This is a genomic window from Actinacidiphila polyblastidii, from assembly GCF_036353415.1.
GTDB lineage: Bacteria > Actinomycetota > Actinomycetes > Streptomycetales > Streptomycetaceae > Actinacidiphila > Actinacidiphila polyblastidii.
Map to the genome: position 1 here is coordinate 1 of NZ_JAZEWV010000036.1, position 16,766 is coordinate 16,766.

12 protein-coding genes are annotated in these 16,766 nt (G+C 72.8%); 6 read left to right on the forward strand and 6 right to left on the reverse strand.

Features of this window, described 5'->3' with window-relative positions; translation table 11 throughout:
* Positions 1 to 148: 148 nt before the first annotated feature.
* The 6 genes from V2S66_RS28420 to V2S66_RS28445 all read right to left on the reverse strand — a co-directional run bounded on the left by V2S66_RS28420 (position 149) and on the right by V2S66_RS28445 (position 8,275).
* Positions 149 to 1,891, reverse strand: coding sequence for a CocE/NonD family hydrolase (locus V2S66_RS28420; RefSeq protein WP_330799587.1), 1,743 nt, complete (start codon positions 1,889 to 1,891; stop codon positions 149 to 151).
* Between the two features lie 139 nt (positions 1,892 to 2,030).
* Positions 2,031 to 2,237, reverse strand: a complete 207-nt coding sequence (locus V2S66_RS28425; RefSeq protein ID WP_330799588.1) for a hypothetical protein — start codon at positions 2,235 to 2,237, stop codon at positions 2,031 to 2,033.
* A gap of 25 nt (positions 2,238 to 2,262) precedes the next feature.
* On the reverse strand, positions 2,263 to 3,096 hold the full coding sequence (locus V2S66_RS28430) for a TetR family transcriptional regulator (protein ID WP_330799589.1): 834 nt from the start codon (positions 3,094 to 3,096) through the stop codon (positions 2,263 to 2,265).
* A gap of 165 nt (positions 3,097 to 3,261) precedes the next feature.
* Positions 3,262 to 4,251 carry a methylmalonyl Co-A mutase-associated GTPase MeaB gene (meaB, locus tag V2S66_RS28435; RefSeq protein WP_330799590.1) on the reverse strand — a complete coding sequence of 330 codons (990 nt, stop codon included), beginning with the start codon at positions 4,249 to 4,251 and terminating at the stop codon, positions 3,262 to 3,264.
* 5 nt (positions 4,252 to 4,256) lie between these two features.
* Positions 4,257 to 6,470: a methylmalonyl-CoA mutase gene (gene scpA, locus V2S66_RS28440; protein ID WP_330799591.1), complete on the reverse strand. Its 2,214-nt coding sequence runs from the start codon at positions 6,468 to 6,470 to the stop codon at positions 4,257 to 4,259.
* Positions 6,470 to 8,275 (reverse strand): methylmalonyl-CoA mutase subunit beta, encoded by a 1,806-nt coding sequence (locus V2S66_RS28445; protein ID WP_330799592.1) that lies wholly within the window; start codon positions 8,273 to 8,275, stop codon positions 6,470 to 6,472. Before V2S66_RS28445 ends, scpA begins: the two co-directional genes overlap by 1 nt.
* Positions 8,276 to 8,512: 237 nt before the next feature.
* Here V2S66_RS28445 and V2S66_RS28450 point away from each other — a divergent pair, with 237 nt between their 5' ends.
* The 6 genes from V2S66_RS28450 (at position 8,513) to V2S66_RS28475 (ending at position 16,671) form a co-directional block, all read left to right on the forward strand.
* Complete coding sequence (locus tag V2S66_RS28450; RefSeq protein WP_330799593.1) at positions 8,513 to 9,187, forward strand: FadR/GntR family transcriptional regulator; 675 nt, start codon at positions 8,513 to 8,515, stop codon at positions 9,185 to 9,187.
* A 398-nt stretch (positions 9,188 to 9,585) separates the two neighbouring features.
* Positions 9,586 to 10,689: a sugar ABC transporter substrate-binding protein gene (locus V2S66_RS28455; protein ID WP_330799594.1), complete on the forward strand. Its 1,104-nt coding sequence runs from the start codon at positions 9,586 to 9,588 to the stop codon at positions 10,687 to 10,689.
* Positions 10,689 to 12,251: a sugar ABC transporter ATP-binding protein gene (locus V2S66_RS28460; protein ID WP_330799595.1), complete on the forward strand. Its 1,563-nt coding sequence runs from the start codon at positions 10,689 to 10,691 to the stop codon at positions 12,249 to 12,251. The genes V2S66_RS28455 and V2S66_RS28460 overlap by 1 nt, the downstream gene beginning before the upstream one ends.
* Positions 12,252 to 12,256: 5 nt before the next feature.
* The gene (locus tag V2S66_RS28465) at positions 12,257 to 14,473 is read left to right on the forward strand and encodes an ABC transporter permease (RefSeq protein WP_330799596.1); all 2,217 of its coding nucleotides are present in this window, start codon (positions 12,257 to 12,259) and stop codon (positions 14,471 to 14,473) included.
* On the forward strand, positions 14,457 to 15,623 hold the full coding sequence (locus V2S66_RS28470; RefSeq protein ID WP_330799597.1) for a flavin reductase family protein: 1,167 nt from the start codon (positions 14,457 to 14,459) through the stop codon (positions 15,621 to 15,623). Before V2S66_RS28465 ends, V2S66_RS28470 begins: the two co-directional genes overlap by 17 nt.
* Before the next feature lie 148 nt (positions 15,624 to 15,771).
* Positions 15,772 to 16,671: a LysR substrate-binding domain-containing protein gene (locus V2S66_RS28475; protein WP_330799598.1), complete on the forward strand. Its 900-nt coding sequence runs from the start codon at positions 15,772 to 15,774 to the stop codon at positions 16,669 to 16,671.
* The last annotated feature ends 95 nt before the right edge of the window (positions 16,672 to 16,766 follow it).

A 16,766-nucleotide genomic window follows, 5' to 3' on the forward strand; every position in this document is an offset into this window, starting at 1 on the left:
TCCCGCCGCCAGATCCGCCGGAGGAGCAAACCGCCGCTCCTCCTTCAACAGGCCGCCGATCGCGGCCTCTTCGGCGGCGGCCCGCTCGACTCGTGATGCAGACATACCTGCCCTCCTCCTTCTTCTTCCTGCTTCCTTCCGGGGACCCTCAGCCGGCCGTCCTGACCGGAAGGTGGAGGCAGGAGGGGTGCGCACCTCCGGTGTGGATGCGGTGCTTGCCGTGGTTGTCGGGCACCACGGCCGCGGTGCCCGGCATCACGCCGCCCCACGGGTTCTCGCCGCTGACGACCAGCCGCAGGCTCTCGCCGGGGTGCAGGGCCAGGCCGACCGGGAACATGTCGATCTCGACGGGGACGATCTCGCCGGGAGCGAGCTTCTCCACCCGGTCGAAGCTGTGGGCGGGCACCTCGTCGGTCGACCGCGCCTCGTCCAGGTGCCGCAGCGAGACCCGCAGCCGCCCGTTGGAGCCCTTGTACTTCAGGATCGACGCGCCGTCGCGGGTCAGGTTGTCCATGACGGGCCCGTGGTTGGGGACGTTGAACTGCTCCAGCGGCTCGCCCGCGGCGTTCAGCTTCAGCAGCACGACGAACAGGTCCATGTCGTCCGAGCCGTCCGCCTCGACCCACAGCCGCACCTTCGGGTAGCCGACGATCTCCGTCTCGGCGGAGAACCCGACCGTGAAGGCCACCCCGTCCCGCTCGGCCTCCGCGTCGTAGCTCGCCACCGCCGGATGGGCCGGCGGCTGCTCGCTCAAGGTGAGTCCGGCGGCGTCGAGGTGGTACGGGAGATAGGTGACGTCCTGCGGCGGGAAGCTGGTCGCGGGCACGTCGACCCGGTCGCCGCCTTCGAGGTCGAGCACGGAGTAGCGCACCCGCGGGGTCTGCTCCCAGCCGTTGTCCTCGTCCTTGAGGTAGCGGTCGAAGAAGCGGCGCAGTTCGAGGACGTTCTCCTTGTCGTAGTAGTCGGGCCATTCCATCGTGTTGTGGACGCGCAGCCACTTGTCCTGCGAGCCGATCCGCCGCCAGCCGCGGAACGTCCCCTGCGTGTGGATGGAGTTGGAGTAGCTGGCGACGATGTAGGCCGGCACGGTGATGTCCTCCAGCCGGGCGCTCTTGGACTCCCACAGGCTGTTCATCAGCGGGTACCGCTCGGCCTCCGCGATCATGTCCTCCCGCTGGTTCAGCCCGACGGAGCTCATCGCCAGCCGTTCCGGGAAGGGGTAGTCCGGGATGCCGCCGCGCAGGATCAGGTCGCGGTAGATGTCGCTCATGCCCTCGCAGGGCGCTATGGCGGCCAGGTGCGGCGGACGCTCGGCCGCGGTGTACCACTGGCTGATCGTCAGGTAGGAGGTGCCGCTCATCGCGACCTTGCCGTTGCACCAGTCCTGGACGCCGAGCCACTCGATCAGGTCGTGGCAGTCCTGGCCCTCCTGCTCCCCGAACATCACGCTGTCGCCCTGGGAGTTGAAGACGCCGCGCGGGTCCGGGTTGCACACGGCGTAGCCGTTCGCGCACCAGAAGGCCGGGTCCGGGCCCTCGAACTTCGACAGCCCGGAGAGCAGCTTTAGGTCGATGCCCAGCAGCCCGAAGAGCTGCGTGTACTTCGGGTCCGTGCCCGTGCTCTTCCCGTACGGGCTCCAGGCGACGAGGACGGGCACCTTCTCGTCCCCGGCGGGGCGCAGCACGTCGACGTAGATGGTCGTCCCGTCGCGCAGGGTGACGGCGACGTCCTTCTCGAACACGATGTCGACGGGGATCGGGCTGTACTCGGGCCGGGTCTGGAAGCCCGCCGGCAGCACCCGGGTCCCGGGCTCGAACCTGCTGAACAGGCTCTTCTCGTCGGCCTCCACGTAGGGGAACGACGGGACGAAAACCGCTTCTTCGTTGCTCATGTGCGTGTCCATTCGTCTTCGTATGGAACGGTGCTCGACACGTGTCGATCGACACCTCGTCGATACGCGCGGGTCGATACGTCCGGGGCGATACGTCGGGGCCGACACGTCGGAGCCGATGCGTCCCCGTCGGCGGGTCTCAGCGGTCGAGTCGGGCCGGTACGAGGGGGAGTCGCACGTAGGCCCGACGGCCGGGCGCGGGGCGGGCGGCCGTGGCGGCCGGCGGGCCGGCCGCGGCCGGCATCAGGCCGCCCCGGAACCGCAGGGGGAGGGAGTCCTCGTCGAGGCGGCCGCCGTGGTCGGCGCGCCGCCCGTGGAGGTCGTCGTCGGTGCCGATGGCGATCACCGCCTTGGGAGGGGAGGGGGTGCGGCTAGTGGGACCGCTCGCCCGGTGACGGCAGGGCGACGGCTTCGATGAAGGTCCGGGTGAACGTCTCGATCGCCTCGTCCCGGGTGGGCAGGTCGGCGCCCGCGACGCGGCCCGCGGCGGGGCGCAGCAGGAAGTGCATGATGATCGGGCTGGTCATCTGCTGGGTGAGCAGCAGCGGGGGCAGGTCGCGGATGCGCCCGGCGGCGACCTCGCCGGCGAGCCACTTGCCGAGGCCGGCGAGCAGGCGGGGCAGCAGGTTCTGGAAGACCACCTGGATGTTCTCGTCGCCGGGCCGGGCGAAGACCTCCGCCAGCAGGGCCGGCAGCACGCGCGGTTCGCGTTCGAGCGCGCCGGCCAGCATCCGGTACAGGCGGCGCACGGTCTCCTCCAGGTCGCCGTGCGGCCCGGCCAGGAACGCCTCGACGTCGAGGATGGGGCTGTAGCGCTCGAACACCGCGTGCAGCAGCTCGTCGCGCCCGCCGAAGGCCACGTACAGGCTGGGCACCGAGCACTCGGCGGCGGCCGCCACCCGCTCGAAGGTCACCGCGCCGAGTCCCTGCTCGCTGATCAGCGCGCCCATCGCCTCGACTGCGCGCTCCCTGACCGGCTTGCGGCCGCCCGGCTCGACCCCGGCGGCGCGCAGCGCCTCCTCCAGGCCCTGCCGGGTGCCGCCCAGCCGGCGCAGCAGCGTGCTGCGGGAGATCCCGGCCTCGCGGGCGATGTCCCGCAGGGTCACGTCCGCTACGGGGACCCCCCGCGCGCTCGCGACACCCAGCGCGGCCGCCACGATCTCGCGCGGGACCTGCGCCTGCGGTGCCTCCTCGGTGCCTGACATACTGGTTAACGTACCGTGTAATCAAGTTCCAGTCCAGAGATCCTGGCGACTTCGGAAACGGGCCGGAAACCGGGCGGAAACGACGGGGCCGGGGGCGGCCGGGGCTGGGCCGGAGGCGGCCGGGATGAGGCCGGAGGGGAGACGCGGGCCCCCAGGGCGCCGGCCTCACGGGGTCGCCACCCCGCCGAACGCCTCCAGGAGCTGCTCGGCGGCCAGCGTGGCCGTCACCTCGCCCTCCCGCACCCGCTGTTCGAGCCCGGGGACGGCGGAGCGCACGGCGGGGTCGGCCCGCAGCCGCCGGAGCAGCCCGTCGCGGACCATCGCCCACATCCAGTCGACCTGCTGGCCGCTGCGCTTGGCGGTGAGGCGGCCGGTGGAGGCGAGGAGCGTGCGGTGCTGTTCGAGGCGCTCCCAGACCATGTCCAGGCCGGTCGCCTCGCGGGCGCTGCACGTCAGCACCGGCGGCGTCCAGGCGCCGTCGGCGGGATGGAGGAGCCGCAGCGCGCCCGAGAGCTCCCGCGCCGCCGTGCGGGCGTCGCGCTCGTGCGGCCCGTCCGCCTTGTTCACCGCCACGACGTCCGCCAGCTCCAGGACGCCCTTCTTGATGCCCTGGAGCTGGTCCCCGGTGCGGGCGAGGGCCAGCAGCAGGAAGGAGTCGACCATGTCCGCGACCGCCGTCTCCGACTGGCCGACGCCGACCGTCTCCACGAGGACCACGTCGTAGCCGGCGGCCTCCACCACCACGATCGACTCGCGGGTCGCCCTGGCCACCCCGCCGAGCGTCCCGCCGGTGGGGGAGGGGCGGACGAACGCCGCCCGGTCGACGGCCAGCCGTTCCATCCGCGTCTTGTCGCCCAGGATCGATCCGCCGGTGCGGGTGGACGACGGGTCGACGGCGAGCACCGCGACGCGGTGGCCGCGCGAGGTGAGCAGGGTGCCGAACGCGTCGACGAACGTCGACTTGCCCACGCCCGGCACACCGCTGACCCCGATCCGGCGGGCCCGGCCGCTGTGCGGCAGCAGCGCGGCGAGCAGGCGCTGCGCCAGGGCCCGGTGGTCGGCGCGGGTGGACTCGACGAGCGTGATCGCGCGCCCCAGCAGGGCCCGGTCCCCGTCGAGCACGCCCTTCACATGGGTCTCCAGGTCGATCGCCATGGCGGTCAGAGGCCCTGCCCGGGAGGGCCCGGCTCGCCCTCGCCGTGTCCCAGCCCGGCGGCCAGCCGCCGCACCAGGTCGTACGCGGCGTCCGGGATCACCGTTCCCGGCGGGAAGACGGCCGCCGCGCCCATCGCCAGCAGCGCGGGCACGTCCTGCGGCGGGATCACCCCGCCGACCACGACCATGACGTCCTCCCGGCCCTCCGCGGCGAGCCGCTCCCGCAGCGCCGGTACCAGGGTCAGGTGTCCCGCCGCCAGCGAGGACACCCCGACGATGTGCACGTCCGCCTCGACGGCCTGGCGGGCCACCTCGGCCGGGGTCTGGAACAGCGGGCCGACGTCGACGTCGAAGCCGAGGTCGGCGAAGGCGGTGGCGATCACCTTCTGGCCGCGGTCGTGGCCGTCCTGGCCCATCTTGGCGACCAGGATGCGCGGACGGCGGCCCTCGGCCTGCGCGAAGGAGTCCGTCAGCGCACGGGCGCGGTCGGCGGATTGGGACACGCCGGCCTCGGCGCGGTAGACCCCCGAGATCGTACGGACCTGGCCCGCGTGCCGCCCGTACGCCGTCTCCAGAGCGGCGGAGATCTCACCGACGGTCGCCCTGGCGCGGGCCGCGTGCACGGCGGCCTCCAGCAGGTTGCCGGTGCCCGCCGCGGCGCGGGTGAGCGCCTCCAGCGCGTCCTGGCAGACCCGCTCGTCGCGCTCGGCCCGCAGCCGGCGCAGCTTGGCGATCTGCCGGGCGCGCACCGAGGAGTTGTCGACCGACCGCACGTCGATCCGCTCGTCGCTCTCCACCCGGTACGTGTTGACGCCGATGACGGGCTGCCGCCCGGAGTCGATCCGCGCCTGGGTGCGGGCCGCGGCCTCCTCCACCCGCAGTTTGGGGATGCCGGTGTCGATGGCCCGCGCCATCCCGCCGGCCGCCTCGACCTCCTCGATGTGCCGCCACGCCCGGCGCGCCAGGTCGTGGGTCAGCCGCTCCACGTACGCGCTGCCGCCCCAGGGGTCGATCACCCGGGTGGTGCCGGACTCCTGCTGGATGAGCAGCTGCGTGTTGCGGGCGATCCGCGCGGAGAAGTCGGTGGGCAGGGCCAGCGCCTCGTCGAGCGCGTTGGTGTGCAGGGACTGCGTGTGGCCCTGGGTGGCCGCCATGGCCTCGACGCAGGTGCGGGTCACGTTGTTGAAGACGTCCTGCGCGGTCAGCGACCAGCCCGAGGTCTGCGCGTGGGTGCGCAGTGACAGGGACTTGGGGTTCTTCGGGTCGAACTGCCGGACGAGCCTGGCCCACAGCAGGCGGGCGGCCCGCAACTTGGCGATCTCCATGAAGAAGTTCATGCCGATCCCCCAGAAGAAGGAGAGCCGGGGCGCGAACGCGTCGACGTCCAGGCCCGCGTCCCGTCCGGCCCTGAGGTACTCGACGCCGTCCGCGAGCGTGTAGGCCAGCTCCAGGTCGGCCGTCGCTCCGGCCTCCTGGATGTGGTAGCCGGAGATGGAGATGGAGTTGTAGCGCGGCATCCGCCGCGAGGTGAAGGCGAAGATGTCGGAGATGATCCGCATCGAGGGCTTCGGCGGGTAGATGTAGGTGTTGCGGACCATGAACTCCTTGAGGATGTCGTTCTGGACGGTCCCGGCGAGCTTCTCCGGCGGCACGCCCTGCTCCTCGGCGGCCACGATGTAGAGCGCGAGGACCGGCAGGACGGCGCCGTTCATGGTCATCGACACGGTCATCTCGCCGAGCGGGATGCCGTCGAACAGCTCCCGCATGTCGAGGATCGAGTCGATCGCCACCCCCGCCATGCCGACGTCGCCGGTCACCCGCGGGTGGTCGCTGTCGTAGCCGCGGTGGGTGGGCAGGTCGAACGCGACGGACAGGCCCTTCTGGCCTGCCGCCAGATTGCGGCGGTAGAAGGCGTTGGACTCCGCGGCGGTGGAGAAGCCCGCGTACTGGCGGATGGTCCACGGCTGGTTGACGTACATCGTCGGGTACGGGCCGCGCAGGAAGGGGGCGATGCCCGGATAGGTGCCGAGGAAGTCCAGGCCGTCCAGGTCCTGCCCGGTGTACAGCGGCTTGACCTCGATCCCCTCCGGGGTCTGCCAGCGCGGCTCGGCGCCGCCGGTGGCGTCCTTGACGGCCCTGTGCCACTCGTCGGCGCCGCCGACGGCCTGCGCGGAGCCGAGACCGATCCCGGAGAAGTCCGGGATTCCCGTCGTCGCCATCAGGACACTCCCATGCGGTCGAGGGTGGCGCGGAGCACGGACACCGCGTCGCAGCCCGCGTAGACGTGGGTGTCGGCGGGCGGTCGGGGACCGGGACGGCCCGCGAGGAAGACGTGTGTGGCGCCTGCCGCCCGCAGCCGGCCGGCGGCGTCCGCCGCCGACTCCTCGTACACCGCGTCGCTGGAGCACAGGCACACCTCGGTGGCGCCGCTGTCCTCGAACGCCCCCTCGGTGACGGGCTCGATGCCGCCCGCCTGGAACAGGTTCGAGGCGAAGGCGAGGCGGGCGGTGTGCGCGGCGGGCGGGCCGAGGGCCGCCAGGAAGATCCGCGGGCGGGCGCCGGTCGACGCGAGATGGCCGTCGGAGCGGGCCCGCAGCTCCTCGAACGCCTCGTCGCGGCGCACCCGCGGCAGCCCGCCGGACGGCGCCGGGGGAGCCGGCTCGCGTGCCACGGGGCGTTCGGCGAGATCGGGGAACTCGCTGACCCCCGTGACCGGTTCGCGCCGCCGGGCGAGCCGCGCGGCGCGCGCCGCCCAGGTGCCGGACAGGGAGCGGCCCAGCCAGCCCGTGCGCAGGGCGGCCGCCTGCCCCCCGAGCCCCTCGATCCGCTGGAAGAACTCCCAGCCCGCGTGGGCGAGTTCGTCGGTGAGGCGCTCCACGTACCAGGAGCCGCCCGCCGGGTCGATCACCCGGGACAGATGGGACTCCTCGACCAGGATCGTCGAGGTGTTCCGGGCGATCCGGCGGGCGAAGGCGTCCGGGCGGCCGAGCGCGTGGTCGAAGGGCAGCACGGTGACGGCGTCGGCGCCGCCCACCCCGGCGGCCAGCGTGGCGACCGCCGTGCGCAGCATGTTCACCCAGGGGTCGCGGCGCGACATCATCACCGGCGAGGTCACCGCGTGCTGGAGCTGGCCCCCCGGCGCCCCGCAGACCTCGGCCACCCGCGCCCACAGCCGGCGTGCCGCCCGCAGCTTGGCGGTGGTCAGGAACTGGTCGGTGGTGGCCGCGTACCGGAACTCCAGCTGCGCGGCGGCCTGTTCGACGCTCAGTCCGGCCCCGGTCAGCTCCCGCAGATAGGCGACCCCGGTCGCCAGCGAGCAGCCCAGTTCCTGCGCGGCCGAGCCGCCGGCCTCGTGGTACGGCAGCGCGTCGACGGTCAGCGCCCGCAGCCCCGGGTACTCCCCGGCGCACAGCGAGGCGAGCGCGGCGACCGGCCCGAAGGCGAGGCCGCGCTCTCCGGTACGGGCCTCGAAGCCCAGCGGATCGGCACCGAGGCTGCCGCGCGCGGCGTCCTCGGCCACCCCGCGCTCCGCGTACAGCCGCAGCAGTGCGCGGGCGGCGGCGTCGGTGTCGGCTCCCGCGTCGAGGACGACCGGCGCCAGGTCGAGGTGGACGCGCGCCAGGACGTCGCCGAGCGACGCCGGCGGGATGCCGTGCGCGCCGATGACCAGCCACAGCGAGGTGACGCCGTTCTCCAGGTCCGAGAGGACCGCGTCCGCGTCGGCGGCCGCGTGCCGCTGCCGTACGTCCCAGCCGCCGACGGTGTTGCCCTCGGGCCTGCCGCCGCGCACGAAGGGAGCGAAGCCGGGCAGGCCGGGATCGGGCGCGGTGTCGTGGGCGGTGTAGAGGGGGCGGACCCGCAGCCCGTCCTCCAGATCGGTGCCCAGGGCGTCCTCCGCGTTCGCGCCCGGCACGTCCTGTCCCGACCTGTGCAGGACGCCTGCCACGAGGCGCTGCCACTGCTCGTGCGCCGGTTCCGGGAACTCGGCGGCGAGGGAGAACCCGTCGTCAGGCGGCACCGTCATGTTCACGTCCCGTCGAACCCGCTCATCAGACCTAACCATTAGGTCTGGTCATCATGCGAGCCGGGTCCGGTTCCGTCAAGGCGTGCGGCCGCCGGACCGTCGGCCCGCCCTGCGACCGCCCCTCGGCCGGCCCGCGATGCCCCCCCGGCCGGGCCCGCCGGCCCGTGCCGCCCGCCGGCGCCGACTCGTGCGCACCGGCCCCTGACCGGCAACGGAGCTATCCGTTAGGCTTCATCCATGGTCCTGCCCGCCCACCGCACCCGCGCCGAGGAACTCGTGTTCTACGTCGAGGACTCGATCGAGAAGCGCGGGCTGCGCCCCGGTGACCACATCGGCACCCGGGCCGACCTCCGCGAGCAGACCGGCGTCGCGCGCGCCACCGTCAACGAGGCGATCCGGCTGCTCCAGGAGCGGCGGCGGATCGTGCTCCGCCCCGGTCCCGGCGGGGGGCTGTTCGTGGCGGCGACCGACCCGGTGGTCCGGCTCGGGCGCACGCTGCTCACCGTCCACGGCGAGCCGTTGGCGGTCGCCGAGGCCATCGAGGTCCGCGAGCAGCTGGAGCCGCTCGTCGCCGCGCACGCGGCGCAGCACCGCACCGCCAAGGACGGGCGCGAACTGAAGTCGCTGATCACCGCGATGAAGAAGAACCTCGACGACGTGTCCCAGTTCGTCTCGGTCAACTGGGACCTGCACGTGCGGATAGCGGCCATCTCGCCGAACGCCGTCCTCAGGGGCACCTACGTGGGCCTCTACGAGTTCGTCAACCACGTCTCGCTGGTGAACCCCCAGCCCCGCGACGGCGACTACCTGGCGCAGCGGCTGAAGGTCCACGGCGACCTCGTCGACGCCATCCTCGCGGGCGACGTCCCCGCCGCCCGGCAGGCCGCGGAGGCGCACCGCCACACGAGCTGAGCGGGCGCGGCTTCCCGGGCCACGCCTCTGGTTCCGTGCTCCCGGCGAGCGGATCGCCGCCGGCTCCCGACGTTTCCGCGGGGTTGCCGCGAGGTCTATCGGACCGGACCGTTACATCTGATACATCATCCCGACACATGAGCCCCACTGCGCCGCAAGACCCTTGACACGCTCACTGACCCGATGCAGGGTACGGCCTATTGGTTCGGCCCATTTATCTCGGGAACATGTCGCGGAGGTTGCCCCGGCATCCCGGAAGCGAGCCGCTTCGCCGCGCCAACTCCTTCCCTCGCAGATCAACAGGAGCGTGAAAGATGCTCGCAACGTTCAGTGACCCGAGACGTGGCGCCGCCGCCAGCGAAGGGCGCGCGGACCGCCGTGGTGTGCGGCGGACGGCGGTGGCCGCCCTCTCGGCCGCCGCGCTCGTGACGGTCGCGGCCTGCGGCTCCTCGTCGGCCTCGGGCGGCTCTCCGTCCGGATCGAAGCAGCCCGCGAACGTCGCCGCGGCGAAGTCGGCGGTCGCGGGGTACACCGTGGCGCCGACCGACTTCCCGGTGAGCGAGCGGCTCCCGCACCGGCTCCCGGCCGGCAAGAAGTTCGTCTACCTGCAGTGCTCGACACCCATCTGCGCCGCGGTGGGCACCTTCGTCAAGCAGGCCGCGCTGGCGGCCGGCGGCACCTTCACCGCGGTGAACGCCGGATCGACCGCGCAGACCGCACAGGCGGCCGCGTCGAGCGCCGACGCCCTGAAGCCGGACGCCGTCATCCTCGGTGCGATCGACCCGGCGCTGTTCGGCGGCGGCCTGAAGAAGCTCGCCGGCAACGGCGCCAAGCTGGTCTCCCTGCAGATCCACAAGGACGTCAGGCCGTACGGCATCACCTTCAACTACCTGGGCCCCGAGCTGAGCCAGCGCAACGGCAAGCTCCTGGCCGACTGGGTGATCGCCCGCAGGGGCGCCCAGGCCGACACGGTGCTCTACACGCTCCCCGCCCTCGACATCTCCGCCCCGATGCAGGACGCCTTCAAGGAGGAGATGACGGCGAACTGCCCGTCCTGCAAGGTGCGCGTGGTCCCCATCGACGTGGCCACCATCGGCACGACCGCGCCGCGCACCATCGTGACCGATCTGCAGGCGCACAAGAGCACGAACACCGCCGTGTTCGTCAGCCTCTCCGCGGCGGGCGGGCTGCCCGCCGCGCTGAAGGCGGCCGGCCTGTCGGTCACGACCGTGGGATTCGGCCCCACCGCGGGCAACCTGCAGGACATCAAGGACGGCTCGCTGACGGCCGCGCTGAACATCGACTTCCCGGTCTCGACCTGGACGGCCGTCGACGCAGCGGTGCGCCTGATCGAGGGCGCCCAGCCGACGGACAACGAGAAGGTCGGCGCGGTGCCCGAGCAGTTCCTGGAGCAGAAGGACGTCACCTTCGACCCGACCCGCGGCTGGACCGCGTTCCCCGACTACGCCCAGCGGTTCGCCCGCCTGTGGCAGGTGTCGTGATGACCGGCACCGCGGCGCCGCTGCTCCGGATCAGGGACATGTCGAAGACGTTCCCCGGTCTGAAGGCTCTGGACGGCGTGTCGCTGGAGGTCCACCCGGGAGAGGTCGTCGCGGTGCTGGGGCACAACGGCTCGGGCAAGTCCACGCTGGTCAAGATCCTCGCCGGGGTCCATCAGGCCGACCCCGGCGCGGTCGTCGAGGTCCGTGACGCCACGGGCGAGCCGGTCGCGGGCCCCGCCGCCCGCGAGGGCCTGCACTTCATCCACCAGGACCTCGGCCTGGCCGACATCCTCACCACGGTGGAGAACCTCGGGCTGGGCGCGACCAGGCGCGGACGGGCGCTGGCCCCCGTCCGCGGCGCCGCCGAGCGGCGCCGCGCCCAGCGGCTCATCGCCCGGTTCGGCGCCGGGCTCGACGTGACGGTCCCGGTGGGAAGGCTGTCGCCGGCGCAGCGGACGATCGTCGCGATCGCCCGCGCGCTGGACGGCTGGACCCGTCCGGACAACGTGCTGGTGCTCGACGAGCCGACGGCGGCGCTGCACGGCGACGAGGTGCAGGTGCTCTTCGAGGCGATCCGGCGCGTCGCCGCGTCCGGCGCCGGGGTCGTCTTCATCTCCCACCGGCTCGACGAGGTGCTCGAACTGGCCGACCGGGTCGTGGTGCTGCGCGACGGGCGGGTGGTCGCCGAGCAGGCCACCGGCGAACTGGACCACGACACGATGGTGACACTCATCGCGGGCCGCCGGATCTCCGACGGCGCCACCGCCGACCCGGCCGCGACGCGACGGGACGCCCCCGGTGCGCCGGTGCTGACCGTGACCGGCGTCAGCGGCGCCGAGATCAGCGACTTCTCGCTGCAACTGCGGGCGGGTGAGATCGTCGGCATCGGCGGAATCCTGGGGTCGGGACGGGAACAGCTCGCACCGATGCTGTTCGGAGCCCAGCACCGGTCCGGCGGCCGGGTGGAGGTCGACGGACGGGAACTGGTCGCCGACGACACCCGCGCCGCGATCGAGAGCGGAATGGCGTACGTGCCGGCCGACCGCCGCCGGCGCGGCGTGGTGATGGACATGAGCGTCCGGGAGAACCTGACGCTGCCGCTGATGCGACCGCTGCGACGGCGCTTCGGGCGGCTGGACGGGAAGGCCGAACGGGCGCAGACCCGCTCCTGGATGCGGACCGTCGGACTGCGGCCGCCCCACCCCGAGCAGCCGCTCAAACTGTTCAGCGGCGGCAACCAGCAGAAGGTCGTCCTGGCCAAGTGGCTGCGCGTGCGCCCGCGCGTGCTGCTGCTGGACGAACCCACCCAGGGAGTCGACGTCGGCGCCCAGGCGGCCATCTACGAACTGGTCCTGGCCGCACGACGCGACGGGACCGGCGTCCTGCTGTGCTCCTCGGACACGAAGGAGCTCGTGTCCCTGTGCGACCGCGTCCTGGTGCTCAAGGACGGCCGGGTGGTCAGCGAGGTCCCTCGCGCCGCCCTGACCGAGGAACGCCTGGTCCGCGACGAGTTGGGACTCCAGGTGGCCGGAGGCCACATCGGCACGAACGGACCGGAGTGAGGAAGTTGCAGACGACCGACAGGGTCATGAGTCCCGGGTGGGCGGCGGATGGCGGGTCGCCGGGTGTGGTGCGTGAGGTGGGGTGGCCGGTTCGGTTGCGGCGGGCGGTGGCGTTCCGCAATGTGTCGGCGTTGTATCTGCTGGTGTTGATGGTTGTGGTGTTCTCGGTGTGGGTGCCGGACACGTTTTTGACGTCGGGTACGTGGCGGTCGTTGCTGTCGGATCAGGCGGTGACGTGTCTGGTGGCGGTCGGGTTGGTGGTTCCGACGGCTGCGGGTGTGATCGATCTGGCGATCGGTGCGGAGGTGGGGTTGGGGGCGATCCTGGTCGCGCGGTTGCTGGTGGGGCATGTGCCGACGCCGGTGGCGGTGGTGTTGTCGTTGCTGGCGGGCGCCGCGGTGGGGTTGTTCTCGTGGTTGATGATCACGAAGGCGCGGGTTCCGTCGTTCATCGCGACGCTGGCGGTCAGTTCGCTGCTGGCGGCGGCGACGGCGTGGATCTCCTCCAGTCAGCAGATCGTCGATCTGCCGGCGGGGTTCGGGAGGTTGGGGACCGGTCAGCTCTTCGGGATCACTTATCCGGTGTACGTCATGCTCGGTGTGGCGGTGCTGCTCTGGTACGTGCTGGAGCGCACCCCGGCCGGCCGCCGCGTCTACGCCACCGGCGGAAACGTCGATGCGATGGGCGGCAGCAGTGAGGCCGCGGCGCTCGCCGGGGTCCGGGTCTCGCGGGTCATCCTGTTCGCGCTGGTGACGTCGGGTGCGGTGGCGGGGCTGGCCGGGCTGCTGCTGACCTCGCAGCTGTCGACCGGCGACCCGACCGTCGGGCCGGGGTACCTGCTGCCGGTGATCGCGGCCGTCTTCCTGGGGTCCACCCAGTTCCGCGGCGGCCGGTTCAACATCTGGGGCACCGTCGTCGCCGCGTACACCCTGGCGGTCGGCGTCAAGGGGCTCCAACTGGCCGGGCTGCCGATCTGGATCCCCGACCTGTTCAACGGCGCCGCCCTGCTCGCCGCCGTCGGCCTCGCCGCCTGGCGAAAGCCGCCGCTGACGCGCCGGGAGGCCATCCTCCGGCTGATCCGCAACAACACCACCACGGCCTGGGCCGCCAGACGAGCAAGACGGCGCGAGCTGATCGCCCGCGCCACGACCACCGACACCGCCGAGACACCCGGGTGGGCGGCGGATGGCGGGTCGCCGGGTGTGGTGCGTGAGGTGGGGTGGCCGGTTCGGTTGCGGCGGGCGGTGGCGTTCCGCAATGTGTCGGCGTTGTATCTGCTGGTGTTGATGGTTGTGGTGTTCTCGGTGTGGGTGCCGGACACGTTTTTGACGTCGGGTACGTGGCGGTCGTTGCTGTCGGATCAGGCGGTGACGTGTCTGGTGGCGGTCGGGTTGGTGGTTCCGACGGCTGCGGGTGTGATCGATCTGGCGATCGGTGCGGAGGTGGGGTTGGGGGCGATCCTGGTCGCGCGGTTGCTGGTGGGGCATGTGCCGACGCCGGTGGCGGTGGTGTTGTCGTTGCTGGCGGGCGCCGCGGTGGGGTTGTTCTCGTGGTTGATGATCACGAAGGCGCGGGTTCCGTCGTTCATCGCGACGCTGGCGGTCAGTTCGCTGCTGGCGGCGGCGACGGCGTGGATCTCCTCCAGTCAGCAGATCGTCGATCTGCCGGCGGGGTTCGGGAGGTTGGGGACCGGTCAGCTCCTCGGGATCACTTATCCGGTGTACGTCATGCTCGGTGTGGCGGTGCTGCTCTGGTACGTGCTGGAGCGCACCCCGGCCGGCCGCCGTGTCTACGCCACCGGCGGCAATGCCCAGGCCGCGGCGCTCGCCGGTGTGCGCCCCTCGCGGGTCATCCTGTTCGCGCTGGTGACGTCGGGTGCGGTGGCGGGGCTGGCCGGGCTGCTGCTGACCTCGCAGCTGTCGACCGGCGACCCGACTGTCGGGCCGGGGTACCTGCTGCCGGTGATCGCCGCGGTGTTCCTGGGGTCCACCCAGTTCCGCGGCGGCCGGTTCAACGTCTGGGGCACCGTCGTCGCCGCGTACACCCTGGCGGTCGGCGTCAAGGGGCTCCAACTGGCCGGCCTGCCGATCTGGATCCCCGACCTGTTCAACGGCGCCGCCCTGCTCGCCGCCGTCGGCCTCGCCGCCTGGCGCAGGACACCCGCCACCCGCGTCCGCGACGGAAAGAAGAGCCGAAGGAGGACCCATGTCCGAGACCGTTGACCCCGCCCTGTTCCGCGAGACGCTGGGACACTATCCGACCGGTGTGGCCGTGGTCACCGCGGTGGCCGAGGACGGCCGACCGGCCGGCATGGTGGTCGGAACGTTCTCCTCGGTCTCCCTGGACCCGCCGATGGTCGCGTTCTTCCCGGCCACCGGGTCCAGGAGCTTCGAGCAGCTCAGGACCGCCCACGCGTTCTGCGTCAACGTCCTGGCCGCCGATCAGGAGGCCCTGTGCCGACGCTTCGCCACCGGCGGCGCGGACAAGTTCGACGGCGTGCGCTGGCGCCCCGGGCCGCTCGGCTCGCCCCTCTTGGAGGACGCCGTGTCCTGGGTCGAGTGCACCTTCGAGGACGTCCGCGAGGCGGGCGACCACTTCATCGTCCTCGGGCGCGTCCACGACCTGGCGGTCGAGCGGTCGACACTGCCGTTGCTGTTCTTCCAGGGCGGCTACGGGCGGTTCTCCCCGGGGTCCTTCATGACCACCCCCGATCCCGAACTGATCCAGGCGGCGCAGCTGGCCGAGACGATCCGGTCCCAGGTCGAGGAGCTGAGCGCGGAACTGGCGGTCAACTGCGGTGTCCTGGTGCGCATCCGCGACGACGCGGTGCAGGTGCTCGCCGCGAACCGGGCCTCGGCGGCCGAGCCGTTCCCGCTCGGCCACCGGCAGCCGATCATCCCGCCGCTCGGCGCGGCCTTCCTGGTGGACTCCGACGAGGAGGAGGTCGAGGAGTGGCTGCGGCTGGCCCCCGACGACGGTGACGAGCGCCGCGCCCTCTACCGTGCCCGGCTCGACACCGTACGCGGGTGCGGATACTCCCTCCTTGCCGCCGAGCCGCGGCTGCTCGGGCGGCAGCAGGCGGCGCTGTCCGCGTTCGAGCTGTCCGACCGCCTGCCCCGGCACGAGCGGGCGGTCCGGCAGGCGACCGCCGAGCTGGCCGAACTGTTCTGCCCCGACCTCCAGCCGGGCGCGCTCTACGACGTCGCGTCGATCGTCGCGCCGCTCCCCGCGGTCGCCGACCTGCCCCCGATGGCGATCCGGCTCACCGGGCTGCCGGCCGCCGCGCCGGCGGAGCGGATCGAGTCCTGGGTGGGCAGGCTCGTCCGGGTCGCGGCCGCCGCGGGGGCGGCCATGACGGACACCCGCGGGTGATCACCGGCCGGGCGGCCGCTGGCGTCCCTGATGATCGATTCAACAGGTGGATACGATGAACTGATCGTCTCAACCGATGAGAGGCGGATCGACTGGACGCGGATCGACTGGACGCGAGCCGACTGGAGCCGCGTCGACTGGAGGCAGGGTGGAGCTGCGCCATCTGCGGTACTTCGTCGCGGTCGCTGAGGAGTGCCACTTCGGGCGGGCCGCCGGGAGGCTGCACGTCACGCAGTCGACGCTGAGCGCGCAGGTGCAGGGGCTGGAGCGCGAGGTGGGCGGTCCGCTGTTCGTCCGCACGAGCCGCCGGGTCGAGCTGACCGAGGCCGGGGAGCTGCTGCTGGTCGAGGCGCGCCGCGCGCTGGTCCAGGCGGATCGTGCGCTCGGCGTCGCGCGGCAGTCCGTCAGAGGCGAGATCGGTGCGGTGCGGGTCGGGTTCTCCGGCGTGGCCGTACTCGAAGGGGTGCTCGCCGCGGACCTTGGCCGCTTCCACCGCACCCATCCGGGGGTGGAACTCCAGCTGGCCGAGCTGCCGCCCGCGGCACAGGTCCAGGGTGTCCGCGAGGGAACGCTCGACGTCGGCTACTGCCCGGAGATCGGCCTCCACGACGCAGGCGGCCTCGCCGTGGCCCGGCGCGCGCGGACGGCGCTGTCCATCGCGGTGCGGCCCGACCACCCGCTGGCCGCCGCGGAGTCGGTCGCCCCGGCCGACCTCGACGGCGAGCACCTCATCGTGTTCGCGGCCCACCAGGACGACGAGACCGTGCTCAGCCGGCTCGGCGCCGCCGCCGGCGAGCGCCGGAACCACGTCAGCCTGGTGACCGGCACGCTCGGCGTGCTCGCTCTCGCGTCGGCCGGGGTGGGCGTGGCCGTCGTGCCCACCGCCGCGGAGCGCATCGCGCTGCCGGACATCACCTACCGCCCGCTGCGCGGCGCGGCCGCCGGGCTCGACATCATGATCGTCAGCAGGCCCGGCGAACGGCCGGGACCCGTCCGCGCGTTCGTGGACGTGAGCACGCACACGCCACCGCCCGGCTGCCCCGGCTGACCGCCGCGGGGCCCCCGGCAGCCCTGGCGCGAAGGGACGCCCCTACGTATGCCGTCTCGGCATTTCTACCGATGCCGCCGCGCCGACCAGCTGTG